Origin of the sequence: Paenibacillus glycanilyticus (assembly GCF_030161375.1) — a bacterium.
GTDB lineage: Bacteria > Bacillota > Bacilli > Paenibacillales > Paenibacillaceae > Pristimantibacillus > Pristimantibacillus glycanilyticus_B.
Window position 1 is genome coordinate 155882 of record NZ_BSSQ01000011.1, and the last position, 17111, is coordinate 172992.

Annotated in this window: 19 protein-coding genes; 7 read left to right on the top strand and 12 right to left on the bottom strand. The window is 43.5% G+C overall.

The genetic code is table 11. The features are described from left to right. Positions 1 to 38: 38 nt before the first annotated feature. The 10 genes from QQK89_RS13285 to QQK89_RS13330 form a co-directional block, all read right to left on the bottom strand. A complete protein-coding gene (locus tag QQK89_RS13285) occupies positions 39 to 995 on the bottom strand; it encodes an S-layer homology domain-containing protein (protein ID WP_284239047.1) in 957 nt (318 codons plus the stop codon). 97 nt (positions 996 to 1092) lie between these two features. Continuing rightward, positions 1093 to 1908, bottom strand: coding sequence for an NAD-dependent epimerase/dehydratase family protein (locus QQK89_RS13290; RefSeq protein ID WP_284239048.1), 816 nt, complete (start codon positions 1906 to 1908; stop codon positions 1093 to 1095). Next, positions 1905 to 2393 (bottom strand): acyltransferase, encoded by a 489-nt coding sequence (locus QQK89_RS13295; protein ID WP_284239049.1) that lies wholly within the window; start codon positions 2391 to 2393, stop codon positions 1905 to 1907. Before QQK89_RS13295 ends, QQK89_RS13290 begins: the two co-directional genes overlap by 4 nt. Beyond that, positions 2377 to 2925 carry a dTDP-4-dehydrorhamnose 3,5-epimerase gene (gene rfbC, locus QQK89_RS13300; protein WP_284239050.1) on the bottom strand — a complete coding sequence of 183 codons (549 nt, stop codon included), beginning with the start codon at positions 2923 to 2925 and terminating at the stop codon, positions 2377 to 2379. The genes QQK89_RS13295 and rfbC overlap by 17 nt, the downstream gene beginning before the upstream one ends. 17 nt (positions 2926 to 2942) lie before the next feature. Next, positions 2943 to 4175 (bottom strand): class I SAM-dependent methyltransferase, encoded by a 1233-nt coding sequence (locus QQK89_RS13305; protein ID WP_284239051.1) that lies wholly within the window; start codon positions 4173 to 4175, stop codon positions 2943 to 2945. After that, the gene (rfbG, locus tag QQK89_RS13310; RefSeq protein WP_284239052.1) at positions 4168 to 5229 is read right to left on the bottom strand and encodes a CDP-glucose 4,6-dehydratase; all 1062 of its coding nucleotides are present in this window, start codon (positions 5227 to 5229) and stop codon (positions 4168 to 4170) included. Before rfbG ends, QQK89_RS13305 begins: the two co-directional genes overlap by 8 nt. Beyond that, positions 5226 to 5996: a glucose-1-phosphate cytidylyltransferase gene (rfbF, locus tag QQK89_RS13315; protein ID WP_284239053.1), complete on the bottom strand. Its 771-nt coding sequence runs from the start codon at positions 5994 to 5996 to the stop codon at positions 5226 to 5228. Before rfbF ends, rfbG begins: the two co-directional genes overlap by 4 nt. Positions 5997 to 6029: 33 nt before the next feature. Next, complete coding sequence (locus QQK89_RS13320) at positions 6030 to 7151, bottom strand: glycosyltransferase family 2 protein (RefSeq protein ID WP_284239054.1); 1122 nt, start codon at positions 7149 to 7151, stop codon at positions 6030 to 6032. Positions 7152 to 7222: 71 nt separating this feature from the next. Then, entirely contained in the window at positions 7223 to 8155 is a 933-nt protein-coding gene (locus tag QQK89_RS13325) for a cation diffusion facilitator family transporter (protein WP_284239055.1), read from the bottom strand. A gap of 173 nt (positions 8156 to 8328) precedes the next feature. Next, entirely contained in the window at positions 8329 to 8490 is a 162-nt protein-coding gene (locus QQK89_RS13330; protein ID WP_284239056.1) for an asparagine synthase, read from the bottom strand. 176 nt (positions 8491 to 8666) lie between these two features. Between QQK89_RS13330 and QQK89_RS13335 the strand changes: the two genes are divergently transcribed. Next, positions 8667 to 9131 carry a terminase small subunit gene (locus QQK89_RS13335; RefSeq protein WP_284239057.1) on the top strand — a complete coding sequence of 155 codons (465 nt, stop codon included), beginning with the start codon at positions 8667 to 8669 and terminating at the stop codon, positions 9129 to 9131. A 263-nt stretch (positions 9132 to 9394) separates the two neighbouring features. On the opposite strand, the gene QQK89_RS13340 is transcribed toward QQK89_RS13335, so the two are convergent. Then, complete coding sequence (locus QQK89_RS13340) at positions 9395 to 10081, bottom strand: XRE family transcriptional regulator (RefSeq protein WP_284239058.1); 687 nt, start codon at positions 10079 to 10081, stop codon at positions 9395 to 9397. A gap of 178 nt (positions 10082 to 10259) precedes the next feature. Between QQK89_RS13340 and QQK89_RS13345 the strand changes: the two genes are divergently transcribed. The 4 genes from QQK89_RS13345 to QQK89_RS13365 all read left to right on the top strand — a co-directional run bounded on the left by QQK89_RS13345 (position 10260) and on the right by QQK89_RS13365 (position 13349). Next, positions 10260 to 10421 carry a hypothetical protein gene (locus tag QQK89_RS13345; protein ID WP_284239059.1) on the top strand — a complete coding sequence of 54 codons (162 nt, stop codon included), beginning with the start codon at positions 10260 to 10262 and terminating at the stop codon, positions 10419 to 10421. Positions 10422 to 10623: 202 nt separating this feature from the next. After that, positions 10624 to 11715: a replication initiation factor gene (locus tag QQK89_RS13350; protein WP_284239061.1), complete on the top strand. Its 1092-nt coding sequence runs from the start codon at positions 10624 to 10626 to the stop codon at positions 11713 to 11715. Further along, positions 11705 to 12040 carry a hypothetical protein gene (locus QQK89_RS13355; protein ID WP_284239062.1) on the top strand — a complete coding sequence of 112 codons (336 nt, stop codon included), beginning with the start codon at positions 11705 to 11707 and terminating at the stop codon, positions 12038 to 12040. Before QQK89_RS13350 ends, QQK89_RS13355 begins: the two co-directional genes overlap by 11 nt. 190 nt (positions 12041 to 12230) lie before the next feature. Beyond that, positions 12231 to 13349: a tyrosine-type recombinase/integrase gene (locus tag QQK89_RS13365; protein WP_284239064.1), complete on the top strand. Its 1119-nt coding sequence runs from the start codon at positions 12231 to 12233 to the stop codon at positions 13347 to 13349. A 171-nt stretch (positions 13350 to 13520) separates the two neighbouring features. On the opposite strand, the gene QQK89_RS13370 is transcribed toward QQK89_RS13365, so the two are convergent. Next, on the bottom strand, positions 13521 to 14723 hold the full coding sequence (locus tag QQK89_RS13370; protein ID WP_284239065.1) for an IS110 family transposase: 1203 nt from the start codon (positions 14721 to 14723) through the stop codon (positions 13521 to 13523). Between the two features lie 378 nt (positions 14724 to 15101). On the opposite strand from QQK89_RS13370, the gene QQK89_RS13375 reads away from it, so the two are divergent. Together QQK89_RS13375 and QQK89_RS13380 are read left to right on the top strand one after the other, a co-directional pair. Continuing rightward, positions 15102 to 15761 carry a hypothetical protein gene (locus tag QQK89_RS13375; protein ID WP_284239066.1) on the top strand — a complete coding sequence of 220 codons (660 nt, stop codon included), beginning with the start codon at positions 15102 to 15104 and terminating at the stop codon, positions 15759 to 15761. 328 nt (positions 15762 to 16089) lie between these two features. Next, entirely contained in the window at positions 16090 to 16893 is an 804-nt protein-coding gene (locus QQK89_RS13380; protein WP_284239067.1) for a hypothetical protein, read from the top strand. Positions 16894 to 17111 lie beyond the last annotated feature (218 nt).

A 17111-nucleotide genomic window follows, 5' to 3' on the forward strand; every position in this document is an offset into this window, starting at 1 on the left:
CCTAAGCCATAGATGAATGGTTAGGAGGCTTTCTTGCGTTAGCTGGCTTGAGCCGGGCTGCTTACCGCGATATCCGAAGAGACGCCGCTGCCTTCAGTGGATTCGAGCACGGGCTTATAAGCGGCATCCACATAGGTCGATGCGCTGATTTCCGTAATGACTTGCGGATACATTTTGTCCGGATCGGGCTGGACCGTCTCGACCGAGACGAAAGCTTGATCTCCCACGAAGGAGATGGAAGTGATCCGCAGGCCGTAACCCGGATGCGGAGCTTGACCGGTTACCGTTACTTTATTAATGTCCTTGTTCACCGAAGTAACCGTCAGCTTAAGCTCTTGTACCGGCTGAACAACCGGCGTTGTTGGTGTTTTTTGGACAAACTCGAGACCGTCGTACAGCCAACCTGCCGCTGCGCTGCGGGTAATGGCTTGTTTCGGATAGAAGTTGTTTTTGCTATCAAGCGTTGCGATCTTCGAGATGAGAAGCTTCTGAACGCTGTCCATATAATCTTTGTTGACGTCTTTCTCGTCATTCAGCGTCATGTACATCTCGATGAAGGCATAATCGCCTTGCTTAAGAATGGCTTTGAACAAATGGTGGGCGAATTGCTCGCGTGTCATGGCATCGTTGGCTTTGACGTCTTTAGGTACTTCGAGGCCATTGTACTGGGCAATGATGAACGCCTGGGAGTACCAAGCATCGTCTTTCAGATTCGTGTAGTAATCGGAAACTTTAGGTTCTTTGATGAAACGGATGTTGTCAATATTCAGATGAAAAGCTTTGACGAGCAGCGTCACGCCAGCGGCGTAGGTCAACTTCCCTTCGGAATTGAACTTATCGCCTTTCTCGCCGGAGATGAGCCCTTGCTTCTGCAAGGAATCAATCTTGGTTTTATTCGGATCTTTGCTCGTATCGCTGAATGCAAATACGGTTTGTCCCAAAGTAAAGACAAGCAGTATGGATAGGGCTAGCAATAGAAATGATTTACGTTTCATGCACGACTCTCCTCTTGTTTTGTAATTTTGCTATAGCATCTATAATAACGAAGCCAATATTGGTAATGTTGCACCAAATAGAGAAGAGTCATGCGAATTACGGGTTTAAACTTTTGTGAACAAGCAGCTGCTTGATGGCAGGGAGGCAAGAAGATGGCTCAAAGCCAAATTCCTCTCTCATCCGCCGGATCGCGATGGGGTGGTAACGGAAACGGACTGCGGCAGGAGCAAACTTGAGCTCAAACGGCATTACTTGTGCCCAAGCATCAAATAGCTGCTGATTCGCAAGATTATGTCCGCTAGCCACGTTATAAATAAAATGTTGTCCGTTTAGCGCAATTTGCACAAGCGCCTCCACGACATCATCAATGCGAATATAATCCTTCTCCGAATCGAGTGTGGAATGCAAAGTAACTTCGCCTCGGCTTATAATATCGTCCATGACGGAATAAATAAAATTGCTGGAGCGGAAGTCATCGCCAACAACGTTGGACAATCTTGCCACGCGCACATGGGCACGGCCGGAGTTCAGGCAGACCGATTCGCCAAGCAGCTTTGACAGGGCGTAAATGTCTTCGCGTTCATTTGGATTGACTAGGAGCGGGGCATCCTCATCCGTACACTCCGCCCGGTGGTATAGCCTGGTTGTGGATAGATACAGCAAGGAATCGAACTCGGCAGACCGAAGCAGCTTGCTTATGTAGCCGGTATGGGCTTCAACGACATCATAAGGCCTGGAACGGAAATCGGAGGTAATGCCGGCACAATAGAAGAGATGGCCTAATGGCTTGGCGTATACATCGGGATCCACTTTTTCCGGACAATACACATCGTATCCGTTCTTGCTCAGCTGGGCTGCGAGATGGGAGCCGACAAAACCTCTTGCACCGATTACGGTTGCTTTCTTCGTCATGAACGAGCTCCTCTCCGCTCTAGCGGATTGCCTGCATATATCCCGTAAGCTTCGAGCGTTCCCCGGACTAGCGACCCCGCTCCGATTACGGCTCCTCTCCCGATGTGGGTCCCGTCGAGAATCACGCAGTTCGCTCCGATCCATACATCTTCTTCGAGGATGATCCCGCCTTTACCGGGAAGGAAACCTTGTTCGCGGATTAAACGGCTGCGGTCCCGATAGGCATGATTAACGGGAGCAAAGGTGCAGTTAGCCGCAATAAGCGCGTTGTCGCCAATCTGCACGCCATTGCCTGAATATATGACGGTACCGGAGTTGATAAACACGTGATGGCCAATGGCGATATCTCCCGATCCTCCCGCAAACTTAACTTTTACAAAGGCATCGATCATCGAATGCTCGCCAACGATCAACTTGCTGCCTCGGTTGGAGGTTTCGAGATCGCATAACGATGATATAGCCGCCGATTCAGAGATGAAGTGCATAGTCATCGCTCCACGGCGCAAGATGGGCATCCCGCTCGCTAATGACAGGATCATCGTAAATCCAGCTAATGTTGAAGGCAGAATCATCGTAGCGGATACCGTTCTGAACATTGGGGTCATAGATGCCGGACATATGGTAATACAACGTGGAATGGGGCTCTAACGTCTGAAAGCCATGGGCATAGCCGGGAGGAATATAAAGCATATGATGATTGTCGCCGCTAAGCTTGAAGGCTTCCCATTGCTTATAGGTTTTGGATCCTTTCCGAATATCAACAACAACGTCATAGACACTTCCTTGTATGCATTGAATCATCTTGGATTCCGCGAACGGGAGGTTCTGAAAATGCATGCCCCGAATCGTCCCTTGATGAATATTGCTCGAAATGCTCCACTGCTGGAAGTTTTCTTCAAGCCCCCGTTCTTTGAAGGCATTACGGCAGAACGCCCTGGCAAAATACCCTCGATTATCGGTTAATTGCTCCGGCTCGATGTAATAAACGCCTTCAAGCGATGTTTCATGAAACCGCATAGGCTTCCCATCTCCTCTCAATAGATCACAAGCTGAGGAATGCAAACGACGAGTTTAGCGCCCCATTCCCGCGTATAATGTAGCTCCTGCTCGATTTCATCTTTTAAATTCCAAGGCAGAATGAGGATGTAATCCGGTTTTGTCTCTTGAATGGTAGCCGGGGCATAAATAGGGATCCGGCTGCCGGGCATATATAAGCCTTGTTTATACGGATTTTTATCCACGGCATAACGGATATAGTCGGTTCCAACCCCTAAGTAGTTGAACAGGGTATTGCCTTTGGCGGGTGCACCGTATGCGGCAACTTGCTTGCCTTCGCGGGATGCCTGGAACAAAAACCGATACACCTGTTCCTTGACGGTTTTTACTTGTTCCGGGAAGCGGGCATAGGTACTGACTTCCTGAAGGCCGTAAGTAATTTCCTCGCGCATAACTTCAGTTACGCGTGGAGTAACGGCTTGTTTGGTATTCTCGGCATGTCTTGCGAATACGCGGAGAGAACCGCCATGCGTTGGCCATTGCTCCACGTCATACACCGTTAAGCCATACCTCTCAAACAGATGACAAACGCTTAGAAGAGAAAAGTAGGAGAAATGCTCATGGTAAATCGTATCGAATTGCCGGTCTATCATTAATCGCAGCAGATGCGGGAATTCCAGCGTAATGGTGCCTTCGGGAGATAGCAGCTCTTTGAGGCCAGCGACAAAATCCTGCAAGGCCGGAACATGAGCAAGCACGTTATTGCCGATAACGAGATCCGCTTTGCCACGCTCCATGGCTAGTTGTTTGGCGAAAGCAAGCGTGAAAAATTGAGAGAGGGTCGAAATGCCTTTATCTTCCGCATGCTTAGCTATATTGCGGGCTGGCTCGATTCCGAGCACCGGAATGTTGTGCGGGAGGAAATACTGCAATAAATAACCGTCGTTGCTTGCGATCTCTACGACCGAGGATGAGTGATCCAAAGACAAGCGGGGGATCATCGTATCCACGTAGTTTTTTGCATGGACCAGCCAGCTGGAAGAATAAGAACTGAAATAAGCGTATTCTTCAAAGATGTCTTGAGGCGACTCGAATTGTTCCAATTGAACGAGCAGGCATATCTCGCAGACAAATACCCGCAGCGGATAATAAGGTATTCCTTGATTTAACTGTTCCGGGCGGAGGAAGTTGTTGGAGAGGGGCGAAGTCCGCAAATCAACGAACAAATGGCGAAGGGAATTGCCGCAAGATCGGCACAAGGTGTCAGCCAACAGAGTTCACCTCCAACTGCTCGTATTGCGTGATTTGCCCGAGAGTAAAAGCGTTCATATTCTCTCCGTTATAATAGGCGCGGTACCAGTCACTTGTCCAAGCTATCGTCTCGTCAAAGGATAATCGGGAATGCCAGCCAAGCATATTCCGGGCTTTATCGGATTGAAGAAGCAGCGTATTTGTTTCATGCGGCTGCTCGCTGTTGTCATAGGTAAATAGCGGGAGATTTCCCCATTGCCGGATGAGCCGGGAGGCCAATTCGCCTACGGATATGCCTTGACCCGTAGTTTGACCGAAATTCCACGCTCCCCCGAACTTCTCGTCTTCCCATAGTTTTTCAGCCAGAAGGAGATAGCCATGCAGCGGCTCGAGCACATGTTGCCAAGGACGGATTGCGTGGGGATTCCGAAGAACAGGCGATTGTCCTGATGTGATGCTGCGAACAAGGTCCGGGACAATCCGGTCGGGCGCCCAATCTCCGCCGCCGATTACATTGCCTGCACGCGCTGTGACCACCCGTTTGCCGAGCGGCGCAAGAAAGGCATCGCGATAACTGCTGGTGATTAACTCCGAACAGGCTTTACTGGCGCTATATGCATCATACCCGCCTAACCGGTCCTCTTCCGTATAACCGGACAATGTCTCTTTATTCTCATAGACCTTATCCGTCGTAATGTTAACGATAACTTTCGTAGCAGGTGAATGCCGCGAGGCATCCAGCAGAGCAGCCGTACCGTAAGCATTGGTCAAGAACGTGCCAAGCGGGTCTTGATAGCTGGCCCGGACAAGCGCTTGCGCGGCAAGATGGAAGACGATATCGGGCTGCTGATCGGTTATTGCCTTCGACACGGCAGCGGCATTTGTAATATCTCCTTCAACGGAAGTGAGTTCAAGCGATAGACAAGCGGCCAGATTCGGCGCTTCGGAAGCGGGAAGAGAGAAGCCGGTTACTTCCGCGCCCAGATGTTGCAGCCATGCGCATAACCAACTTCCTTTAAAGCCGGTATGGCCGGTGACGAGCACTTTTTTGCCAGACCAGAATCGATTCATCATTTCCACACCTTCCAAGGTGCATTTCCTTTGTTCCACAGCTCGTTAAGCTTGTTCTTGTCTCTAAGCGTATCCATCGGATGCCAGAAACCCTGATGCTGATAGACGGCTAATTCCCCAAACGAAGCTAGCGATTCCAAAGGTCCATGCTCCCAAACCGTTTCATCGTCGCGGATCAAATCAATGACCTTTGGTTCCAGGACAAAAAATCCGCCATTAATCCAATGCTTGTCATGATGCGGTTTCTCCTTGAAGGATAGGGCTTGTTGATCTTCGATCTCCAAGATGCCGTACCGCATGCCGGGATTAACGGCGGTTACGGTAGCAAGTTTGCCTTTGCTCTGGTGCAGGGAGATTAGGTCGCTGATCTGAATGTCTCCGACGCCGTCGCCATAGGTGAAACAGAAGGCGTCATCACCGATATAAGGGGCTAGCCGTTTCAGTCTGCCGCCTGTCATGGCATGTTCCCCGGTATCCACGATGGTAATCTTCCAAGGTTCGGCTTTGGAATTCATCAAGGTGACCCGGTTATCGGACAGGTCAAAGTGCACGTCGGATTGATGAAGATAATAATTCATGAAGTATTCTTTTATGTAATAGGACTTGTATCCGGCTGCGATAATGAAATCGTTAATGCCGAAATGCGAATAAATTTTCATAATATGCCATAAAATCGGCTTGCCGCCAATCTCGACCATCGGCTTCGGTTTGGAGACCGTTTCTTCGGATAGGCGGCTTCCGAGTCCGCCGGCAAGGATAACAGCTTTCACGCGGGAAACCTCCCTAGGGCTGCATTGGCAGCTTCAATTCGTTACAAGATGGCCGGATGGCAGCAAATAGTTCGCTAGACTGACGCCGGAACGTTCAAATTCCGAATAGCCATGCTCGAATAAAATATAGTCGAACTGCTCGCCGGCGAGCAGCCATTTCAGATCGGCGACCGTCTCATAATAGAAGCTCCGCTCCGATACCGTGCGGAGGTCGACCATATATTTTTCCTGATTGGACAAGCTGGTTAGCCTGACTTCCGAGGCCCCTTGTTGCTCAAGGAAAGTTTTGAAGGCGAGCGGGGTTGCCCCAATACAGCAATTAATGGCGAGCAGGGAAACGGATGCTTTAGGCGACCATCGGGCCTTCAACTCTTCGACGAGCTGCATATTCGGCAGCCCTTCGGTCCACGAATCGATGCCGTATTTATCATGGAAGATTTGCCTGCTGACCTGCAGGGAGTTGTGTTGCCGCTGATCGATGCCGGTAGTAACCGAACCATGGTGGTAAATAAACGTGTCGCCCGCAAAGATAAGCTTATAGCCGGCTCTTCGGTACCGGTAGCTGATGTCGTCGTCGCCAAACTCTCCGAAATAGAAGCGGGAATCGTATCCTCCAATCTCGCGCAGTCTTTCCGTTTGGGAGAAGAGAATAACAGGCATAAGCCGAATCCTTTCTTCCCATTTGCGGGGATCCGAATGGTTGTAGGCTTTCGCCTGCAGCTGCATCTCCTCCAGCGTATGGAAGGGAAGGTTGATTTGCTGATAGTTGCTGACATAATTGGCTCCCGGCGATACAAATCCGATTCGCGAATCAGATTCGATGCAGGTTAACAGGTTGGGCAGCCAGTCTGCCGTCAAGATCATATCATTGCTGATTAGAGCAATGTATTTACCTTGCGCTGCATTCATCCCTGCATTAAACCCGTTAACCGGACCGACATTCTCAAGCAGGTGAACGGCTCTGGCGCCCAGAATGGAATCGAAATAAGCCTGCGTGCCGTCTGAGGAACCGTTGTTCACAAGAATGAATTCATTGCCTTCCATTGGCGTATGCAACAGCAAGCTGTCGATGCAGCGTTTCGTAGTCTCAAGATGGTTGTAGGCAAGGATGACTATGCTTACGAGCGGTTGCACGGGTTCTGGCAGAAGGATCACCTCATTTCTTCCAACTGTTAAATTGTATTTTTTGGAATGAAAAAAAGACCTTTGCAGGTCTTTCGCGAGGGTTATTGCGGATCATCTATATACCATGGATTCAGATGAATCAATACTTCTTCCACATCCGGATGATGATGGAGAATCGTTTGTTTGATTTTGCGGGAGACATCATGTCCTTCCTGAATGCTCATCTCGCCGGGCACGCCCACGCGGATATCGATCATCACATATTGGCCAAATTCTCTGGCGCGGATCCGGTCAATTCGTTTCACCTCGGGAATAGAAAACACAAGGCGCTCGTAATCAAGCAGTTTTTCCGGGGATACGGCTTTCTCCATTAATACATCGACGGCTTCTTTGCCCATATGGTATGCGAGTTTTAAGACAAAATAAGCAACCACAATTCCCGCAGCCGCATCGCCATAGCTCAAGAAAGCAATATCGTTCCGCTCTCCGACAATAGCGGCGCCAATCCCGATTACCGCGGCGATTGATGCATAGACATCCGCCAGATGATCGTAAGCTGTCGCTTCAAGGCTTTTGCTTGTTGTCGTTTTGCTAATTCTCATGCAATATACATACAGCCACAGCTTCCAGAACAGCGAGACGACGGCAGCTGCGAATGCAACAAGGCTGGCTTCCCCAGCCGGGTGGAAGAACGATTCAAACGAATGATAAGCGATAAATAAAGCTGCAATCACCATGATGATGGCGACCATCGCAGATCCGATCAGCTCGCTTTTGCCGTGGCCGTACGGGTGATCTTCATCGGCGGGTTTTTGCGCAACCTTTGCCGCGCCTAATGCGGCTGCCGTAGCAATAACGTCGCCGGCATTATGTACTCCGTCCGCGATTAACACCTGGCTCTTGAACATGAGGCCTACTATGAGTTTAATGCCGGTAAGAATCAGATTGCTGAATAAGCTGATCCAGATGGCAAATACGTTCGAGGAAACTTTAGAATCTGACCCTTTGGCCACTTTAGAATCGGACTCGCTCACCTAATAAACCTCCATTGACGCATATTTAAAAACAACGACCCTTATCATATATGATGAAAGGCGTGTGGGTCTAGAGAAACAGTGTTGCAACGGGTCAAGACTTTTAGGCGAGGCGAAAAGGTGTCCAAATAAAAGGGAGGGAGCGCTTTGCTCCCTCCCTTTGTCTTGCAAAATTATCGATGTTCAATCAGGTCGATCGCGCCAAGCACGACATGGGCTAGACCAAACCCAATAACACCGGTCCCCGCAAGCTTATACTTGCTTTTTTTGAGCAATGTTGCACCAGAGGCAGTCACAACGGTTCCAAGAACGGCAGGAATCAAACCTTCACGCATAACAATCACTCCTTAGATGGTTTTGCAAGACGCTATAGTATGCGCGAAAAGATTAAGAACATACAAAAAAAACGTTGAGGAAGCTGTAATTTTCAAATATTCGCAAATAGTTCGCTTCTTAGTATAATGTATACATCAATCATTGGAATTAATAGGATTATAGAGAGGTGAAAGAAATGGCGTTAACAGCTAAACAACAAAGATTCGTAGAAGAGTATTTAATCGATCTGAACGCCACGCAAGCGGCGATTAGAGCGGGATATAGCATCAATACGGCAGCAGCGATCGGGTACGAGAATTTGGGGGAGGCAGATGTTTCCGCAGCCATTCAACAAGCCATAGCTGAACGCTCTAAAAGAACGCAAATCACTGCGGATAGGGTGTTGAAAGAATACGCGAATATTGCCTTTAGCAATATGACCGATTTTCTGAAGGTGGAAGAACGAACGGGTAGAGATGAAGTAGGGAATCCAATCTATTATAAAACAGTGACGATCTTAAATACGGAAAGCATTGATAAAGACAAGGTTAGAGCGATCTCGGAGATCAAACAAACGCGCGATGGGATTACCATTAAGCTGCATGACAAGATAGGCGCTCTTGATTCGATAGCAAGACATTTGGGCATGTTTAAAGAATAAAGTACGTCAGTAATAAGAAAACCCGCAAAGCCTAAGGCTTTGCGGGTTTCTGTTCGTATGATCTGTAGTGGGCTCGAACCACTGACCCCTACCCTGTCAAGATTAACTTTGTTGTTTCCTATAGTATCTGTAAGTAATCAATCGCTAACTGCTGTTGTAAACTCACTGCTTAGTGAGTCCTTCAATATCCCTATATTATCAATAGTGAGTGACCAAATATGTGACCAACTACAGAGTAAACAATACGTTCATATATCACTGATTTAAAGTGGAATCGTTAGTGATGCAATTTTCGCTAGTACTTTTATTTCGTTTACATTTGCTTGAATCGGTGGATACTTATTATTTTCACTCAATAAAACAACCATATCATTAAAAAGTATATATCTTCTAATTACTACTTCATTCGCGTACATTGCAACTACCATATCACCGCTATTTATCATTCCGTTTGGATCAACATTACAAATAGAACCTTTTGGAATTCTAGGTTCCATTGAATCATCTTCAATTTTATGGATTAGTGTAAGGTTTTCTTCGAGCCCTTCATTTAGCTCTAATCCTTCGAAATCTTTAATAAAATCGAGATCATGCATGTTATTCAATTGCTCGAGATATTGCTGCATGTATTCTTCTGGAACATTTTGTGCCTGCATGGAAATTAGTGTTGTTTGCTTATACATAGAAATTATTTTTATAATAAAATCTTTAATTAAATCAGGTGCTTTCGCCAGATAAGCTTCATATCGGAATTGTTCGATATCTCCATTACAGACCCTTGCAATCGCAATATTGACTTCATCGGATGCAACAGCTTGTTTTGTTGTCTGGAGCTTGCTTATATACGATGGATTAATTTTGACTCCGAATGATCCGCATTTATCTGCAATTTCTTTTAATGTCAATTTACTATTCTCAACCATTTCAATTAGCATTTCATGATACCCCAAAACAATCCCCCCAATGTAAATATCTTAACTTGCATATATCCCATAATCAATAAAAAATATCTTACTATACATTCATCAATATTGACATGTAAGTAAAGTATGATACTATAAGATACATGAATAAATAGTAATGCATGATTACTTACTAGACAGTACTTAAGAGAGGGTGTGTTTTGGCTTGAGTAAAGAAATCAATGATTTGGTAGTAGATTTGGAAAATTATCTTGTTGCGTTAACTAAATCTCGGGTAATTCAGTTAAATATTGAACGAAAAATTTCAAGTAAGGTAGAACTGCTTCGGCGTAGCTTGGAAAGCGCAGCCGATACCGGTAAGGAGTGAAGCGACGCACCGGCCCGGCCTTGATATGGGGGGGCAAGTCATGCAAGGCTGTTTTAGCCGACAGGCCACTCCGTGGCATGGCGGATAAGCCTGTTTTGCATGTCTTGCAGGGGCCCCGTGTCAAGGCTGAGGCGATAGTATCGCTAACCAGCAACCATATAACATGCTGGGTTCTAATTACACTACGGGGAGGCTTAAAGCGTTGATATTAAAGGGTCTAGACACTCTTGAGTTTGGTTTAGAAATTGCTAATTATGAAAAAGTATTTCTACCCTATTTATCAAAGTTTAAGGAACTAAAAGAACTTAGTCACATAACAGGTATTGAATATGAATATTCAATTGGTGATCTTAATCTAACAGTGCATAGAAACGGTCAGAAGTTTTATGCTTATCGATTATCTTGTAAGGACTTTAGTATCGCTTTCATGGAAAAAGCAATGAATTCTAATCCACCAGTATTTGTTCGCTTTATGTCCTCTTATTTATGGTCTTATGGCTTTTATGAATCCTATGAAAGGTTTTTAAGCTGGTTCGAGAATTTTCAGGTTGCTATTTCAAAAAACAAATTATCTCGAGCGGATATCTGCGTTGACTCAGACAAATTTAAAATTTGCAAAAGTGATATTGAAGGTGTGATCACTCGGGCTAGAAATAAAACTGAGCATTTTGTTAGTGAAGAATTCACTAAAGGAAGAATTTTCAGTGGCTTTACAATCGGTGGTGGGAATTCTTTGTTAGCTCGTATTTATCTAAAATCTTTAGAGATTAAGAAATCCGGGAAGGTATGGTTTAAAGAAATTTGGATGGATAATGACTGGGCTCCTGAGAAAGATGTTTGGAGAGTTGAATTCCAACTGCGACGACCTGTTTTAAAAGAGCTATCGGTAGATACGATAGAGCAGCTTAACGAGAAGATGTCCGAACTATGGTCGTATCTTACTCAAGAGTGGTTAACAATTAGACAGCCTAAAAAAGATAACACGTCAAGATGGAAAATAAAGAAGAAGTGGAGGCTTATTCAGACAGCTAGTAAAGACTACGAGGCAACTCCCTTGATAAGATCAGTCATTAAACAAGGCGATATTGTCAGGCTTTTGAATCAAGCTGCTGGCCTTCAAATGTCCATCGCCGCTATTGGAAACCACGAAACGACAAAAGAGACTGCGCATGTCATTAATGCTTGGTTAGAAACTAAGTTGCATTTTGAGCAAACAAATTTTGAAGATCAAAAGGAAAAAAGACAAAGAAAATTTATTTCAGACAATTATGGAGGCATTACTCATGAAATATGAACCGACTAAGACAGAAATTACAATCCATTCGTTTGATGGTAGTTACAACATTAAGGTAACTATTAACGAGAGCGCTAATAATGAAAGCATTAATAATTCGATCATTCGAGCAATAAACCACCTAATTACAGGGCTTGATTTCAAAAGAGATATTTCTAAAGAGGGTTTCGACATAGGTGAAAAAGCAGCAATATCTATCCTCGATAGTGTCGCAGAGATGCTTAAATCAAACGGTTTCTCATATGGTGAAGAAGAAAATCTTGCTCTAATTAAGAGTCTAATTGCCTTCACTGAATATAAACGAGGTGACAACAATGCTAACTAATTTAGAAATGCTTCCCCCTGTTTTGGATGTTAGCCATATTCAAATTGTTCTAGGGATCGGAAGAAGACAAGCTTATGAATTAGCGAATTCTGGTCAATTTCATGTTGTTAGAGCTGGTAAGAGAATTAAAGTAGCTCGAGAAGTTTTCGTTAGATGGTTAATTGGAACATTGGTCGTATAGGAGGAGCATATGGCAGGCTCAATAAAAAAGGACGGTAACAGCTGGTATTTTGTTTTAGATCTTGGGAAAGATCAGTTAACTGGAAAAAGAATTCAAAAGAAGAAACGAGGATTTAAAACTAAGAAAGAAGCACAAGCAGCGCTTGTTGAGACTTTAAACGAGCTCAACAAAGGGACCTATATTCCGCAGGTTAAAACTCTGTACAAGGACTATCTAAATGAGTGGTTTACGGATAAAAAAACAAAGATACAACCATCTACATACAGCACTTATAAATGGTTAATTGATAAATATATTATCGAATATCTTGGGAATATTGAGCTGTCAAAATTAACTCCTATGATACTGCAAAGGTTTTATAATGAACTATCCAATGCTGGTAACATCGTACCGGAAAATATACAAAAGATACACTCGCTAATAAACAATTCCTTAAAGAGGGCAGAGCGCTGGGGCTTGCTTAATAGAAATGTTGCAGCTCTCGTAGATCGTCCTAAGTCCGTCAAAAAGGAAATTGAGGTATGGAGTTTAGAAGAAGCCAAGCAATTTCTCAAGGTTGCCCTAGAAGATCGACTATATATTGCTTTTCTTTTGGCTGTTACAACTGGAATGAGACAAGCAGAAATTTTAGGGCTAAGATGGAAAGATGTGAATTTTGAAGATTCCTCTATAAGCGTAATTCAAACTCTAAGTCATGATGGAAAAACTCTCAAGATAGGAACTAAAACTAAATCGGGCATGAGAAAGGTTCATTTGCCCTTAGAATCAATCCAGCACCTGATGAAGCATAAACGAATAGTAGAAAGAGAAAGGTCGCAGAATGGCCCTTTATATGAGAATAATGATCTGATTGTTTGTACCTCTTTCGGAACTCCGATTATACCTAGAAATCTCATGAGAACCTTTTATCGATTAATAAAAACTGCTGATGTCAAAAAAATACGTTTTCACGACATTAGACACACACATGCAACACTGCTTCTTATGCAGGGAGTTAATCCTAAAATTGTTGCAGAACGACTAGGTCATTCTGATATTAGAATGACCTTAGACACCTATAGCCATTTACTGCCCAGTATGCAGCAGGAAACAGCAAGTAAGTTTGGTGCAATGCTATTTAATAATTAGGCTTTTTTAAACTTTATTGTTGTATTTCGATTAAGATATTCCAGCTAATAGCTTGTCAATAATTAAATGTTAATGGCCGCTTCTAGAGATGATATACTGAAAAAAGGGTATGACAAATAACCGTCCCTTTCGGCACAGGAAGATATTTCATGTGTTTCTATAGCTTGCTACTTAATCTAAACGGAACGATTCTTTCTTAGTCAAAATGGCAAAGATCCAGTGGATGAGTTTATTTACACAAGCGATTACGGCTACCCTGAACAGCTTTCCCTCAGCACGTTTTTTATCGTAGAACGCTCTTAATTTTTTGTTTCGGTTACTACGAATGCCACATCGCACGGCTTGAAATAGAGCTGAGCGGAGCCTCCTTGAGCCGTGTTTCGTGATTCTATTTTGGGTTGATACAAATTTGCCTGAAGAAAAAACACTTGGATCGACACCAGCGAAAGCTACTAGTTTCTTGGCATGTTCGAACCGATCGATCTCCCCGATCTCTGCTAAGATTGTTGCAGCAATCTTAGTACCAATGCCGGGAATCGATTGGATTAAATCATATTCGAGCAATTCTTCAGCCAGGGCATCTATCGATTTTACGAGGTCTGTTAGATGTTCCTGGTATTGAAGAAGTAATTTAATGAGTAGCTGAATGGAGATTAAATGACTTGGGAATGCCGTCTCTTTAAAAGGGTTACGCCTTGCTGCAGCTATTAGAATTTGAGCACGTTCCAGACACCATAAAGTGGATCGACCGCGTCCAGTAAGGCTTTGGATTGCTGCTTTAACTTCGCTCTCAGTCCTTTCTAGCACATCTTTGGATGTAGAGTACTTGGCCAGCAGTTTAAGTGAAACCTTAGAATACAGGTCACCAAACACGCCGCGATATTCGGGAAAAACCTGATCGAGTATAGCCTGGAATTGCAGTTTCACTTGGACATACATACCAGTTAAAGAATCGTATTGGCGCGTGAGATAGCGCAAATTCAAGAGATGCTGGCCACGCTTTTTAATAGGCTCAAACTCTTCTTTATAAAATAGCATCCCGAGCTGAAAGGCATCCGCAGCATCCGTCTTTACCCGTCTTAGATTGGTTTTTTTGGCTTCGAATGAGATTAACGGATTAATGACAATGGTTATATACTGGTGCTCATCCAGAAACTGAACCACAGGGCTATGATAATGACCTGTAGCCTCCATAACAACGGAGGGACGTATTCCAGCAGCAGACTCTACATCTCTGATATATTCAAGAAAGGATGCTAATCCCTCAAGATTATGCTGGAACTTAAAGACCTTTCCGTACGGTAATCCACGTTTTAAAAAGGCTTGTGCATGACTCTCTCCCTTAGAAATATCCACACCAATGACTGGATTCATTTCATCACTCCCAAAGTAAATTCGCCGGCAGCCCCTAACCTTCTTGTTGTCCACACTATCGCATGTGATACGGGATCAATGTCCCAACCAGCCTAAACATGGTTTAACAAGTAGGGGGGACGAACAGAATAGCTTACGGGATCTGAGTCCCACGGGCAGTTACGTTCGATCCCCGGCTACTGCAATCTTACGACCCTACAAAAAAGAGGTCGACCAGAAAGATCTGGTGACCTCATAATACGAACGGGCAGTATAGTTCCAATATGTGCTAATATAGTAGACGATAATATTTTGATTGGGGTAGTAATTTGGACTTTTCTAGTTTTTTTAATATAAGCTCAGGGATTTTTCAGCGAGAAAGAGCGATGGGGGAATAGTATGAAGTTGGATTTGCGATCTGCACTATCTTTTTTATTTATAGTAGTACCAGCATTAATTTTTGGTGCTTTCGGCAAAACAGCAGAAATGGGGCTATCCTTACTAGTTGGTGCTGTTGCAGGTGCTTTCCTTAACCTCGATAAGTTTGCTGAATTTAAAGGTGGTGGATTTGAAGCAAAATTAAAAGAAGCCGTTCATGAAGCGTACGCGACAATTGATAATATGAAAGAAGTGGCAAGACCACTGATTATTACTATGATCTCAAATCTAACGTTTGCAAACAGGTTTGATGGTGCTGATTTTAATGAACAGAATAAATACAAAAATGAAATGGTTAAATTAGCGAAATCATTAGGAGTATATGATGATGAGCTTAAACATGAAGTTGAACTATTTTATCACCATAATGTTTGGGATTTGTATGATGAGGTTGTAAATTCAAGTCACGCTATGAAAGATTACGATCACTTATCACATAAAAGTACATTCATTCGCTCCCAATTAAATTCTTTATATGACCGAGAATCCAAGCAGTATCCAACAGAGGTTCAAATTCGTGAGATTATCAACACACACGGAGGAGACTCTGATAATATTTTTGAAGATGCAATCAACAGGTATGTCTACTTCCTGAAAAACAAGGAACCAAAAAAGAAGTAAGGAATCGTTAGAGAAATCAGTATAAATATATTAGAATGTAAGTCAGTTTCTTAATGGTAATTGAGGGAATTACATGATTTTCTTGCAATATTTCCAGTGTTTAGCGTAAAATGAAAAATGATCCGAAAGCATCGGTCAAAAACTGCGGAAGTACCGCAGTTTTTTTGTGTAATAATTAACATATAGGGTTGCAAGAGCTATGGGTTATCGCGTTTCATTTACGAGGCGTGCACCATTCACTGCGAACCTTGGATGCGGATTGTTTTATGAAAAGAGAACGAAGTCTATTTATTATTTAGAACTTCTTTAACCAAGGGGATGAACATATATGGGGAGGAAAGCTATACTTGGAGAATGTCATATCTGTGGTATAGAAGGTAAGTTATCATTCGAACATGTTCCTCCAAAAAGTGCTTTTAATGACTCAAAGTTAAAAAGATATGGTTTTGAACAAATATTTAACAAGCATCCAGGAGAGCTTCCTACACAGGGTTACAAATTAGAACAAAAAGGTGCAGGCGGGTATACGCTTTGTGAAAAATGCAATAACTTAACAGGAACATGGTACGCTGATGATTTTGCTGATTGGGCTTATGAGGGAATGAGATTACTTACCGTTTCAGATGGTAATTTAAGTTTGCATTATCCCTTCAAGATTTTTCCATTAAGAGTAATAAAACAAATCATTACAATGTTTTTCTCTGTCGTCAGTGCAGAGTTTCGGAAAAAGAATTTTGAACTTGAAAAATTCGTTTTAAATAAAGAGGCAAAGTATTTGCCCCCATCATATAAAATTTATTGTTCATTTATGAAAGGTAATTGGGCTCGATCGAGTGGTATAACGGGGAGAGGAGGATTATCTTTATCGGGCGAAATACTTCAACCAATTATAATGAGTGAGATCGCTTTTCCTCCATTTGTATACGTTATGACAATAGATTCTCCGCCACCTGATGAAAGATTGACGGATATTACATGGTTTTCGCGTTTTGAGTACGACGAATTTGAAATTGTTTACCCAAAATTCACAGTACTTCCTATTAATTATTATTTGCCTGGTGACTATCGAACTATTGAACAAATGGAGAAGGATAGGGTTAGAAACCAAATGTACGAAACGTTTGAGGAATAATTTTTTTGTATGATAAACTAACTTTTAACCATAGCTTAAAACCGCCTTTTCAACAAGGTGGTTTCTTTTTTCATATGGTCAAAAATCAACATTAGAATTTAACAAGCCAATAATTAATAGCATGAGAAACCTTTGGTGTATTAGCCCCGGTTTTTTTAATGTAAATGCAATTGAAAATGAATTTTCAAGGATCATAAATTGGAGAGCGTTAGAGTGTA

Excerpts from the sequence above, each read along its gene's own strand:
- QQK89_RS13295 (WP_284239049.1), bottom strand. The coding sequence starts at position 2,393 with ATGCACTTCATCTCTGAATCGGCGGCTATATCATCGTTATGCGATCTC.
- QQK89_RS13375 (WP_284239066.1), top strand. The coding sequence starts at position 15,102 with ATGAAGTTGGATTTGCGATCTGCACTATCTTTTTTATTTATAGTAGTA.
- QQK89_RS13355 (WP_284239062.1), top strand. The coding sequence starts at position 11,705 with ATGAAATATGAACCGACTAAGACAGAAATTACAATCCATTCGTTTGAT.
- QQK89_RS13290 (WP_284239048.1), bottom strand. The coding sequence starts at position 1,908 with ATGACGAAGAAAGCAACCGTAATCGGTGCAAGAGGTTTTGTCGGCTCC.
- QQK89_RS13380 (WP_284239067.1), top strand. The coding sequence starts at position 16,090 with ATGGGGAGGAAAGCTATACTTGGAGAATGTCATATCTGTGGTATAGAA.
- QQK89_RS13335 (WP_284239057.1), top strand. The coding sequence starts at position 8,667 with ATGGCGTTAACAGCTAAACAACAAAGATTCGTAGAAGAGTATTTAATC.
- rfbG (WP_284239052.1), bottom strand. The coding sequence starts at position 5,229 with ATGATGAATCGATTCTGGTCTGGCAAAAAAGTGCTCGTCACCGGCCAT.
- QQK89_RS13330 (WP_284239056.1), bottom strand. The coding sequence starts at position 8,490 with ATGCGTGAAGGTTTGATTCCTGCCGTTCTTGGAACCGTTGTGACTGCC.
- rfbC (WP_284239050.1), bottom strand. The coding sequence starts at position 2,925 with ATGCGGTTTCATGAAACATCGCTTGAAGGCGTTTATTACATCGAGCCG.
- QQK89_RS13370 (WP_284239065.1), bottom strand. The coding sequence starts at position 14,723 with ATGAATCCAGTCATTGGTGTGGATATTTCTAAGGGAGAGAGTCATGCA.
- QQK89_RS13365 (WP_284239064.1), top strand. The coding sequence starts at position 12,231 with ATGGCAGGCTCAATAAAAAAGGACGGTAACAGCTGGTATTTTGTTTTA.
- QQK89_RS13285 (WP_284239047.1), bottom strand. The coding sequence starts at position 995 with ATGAAACGTAAATCATTTCTATTGCTAGCCCTATCCATACTGCTTGTC.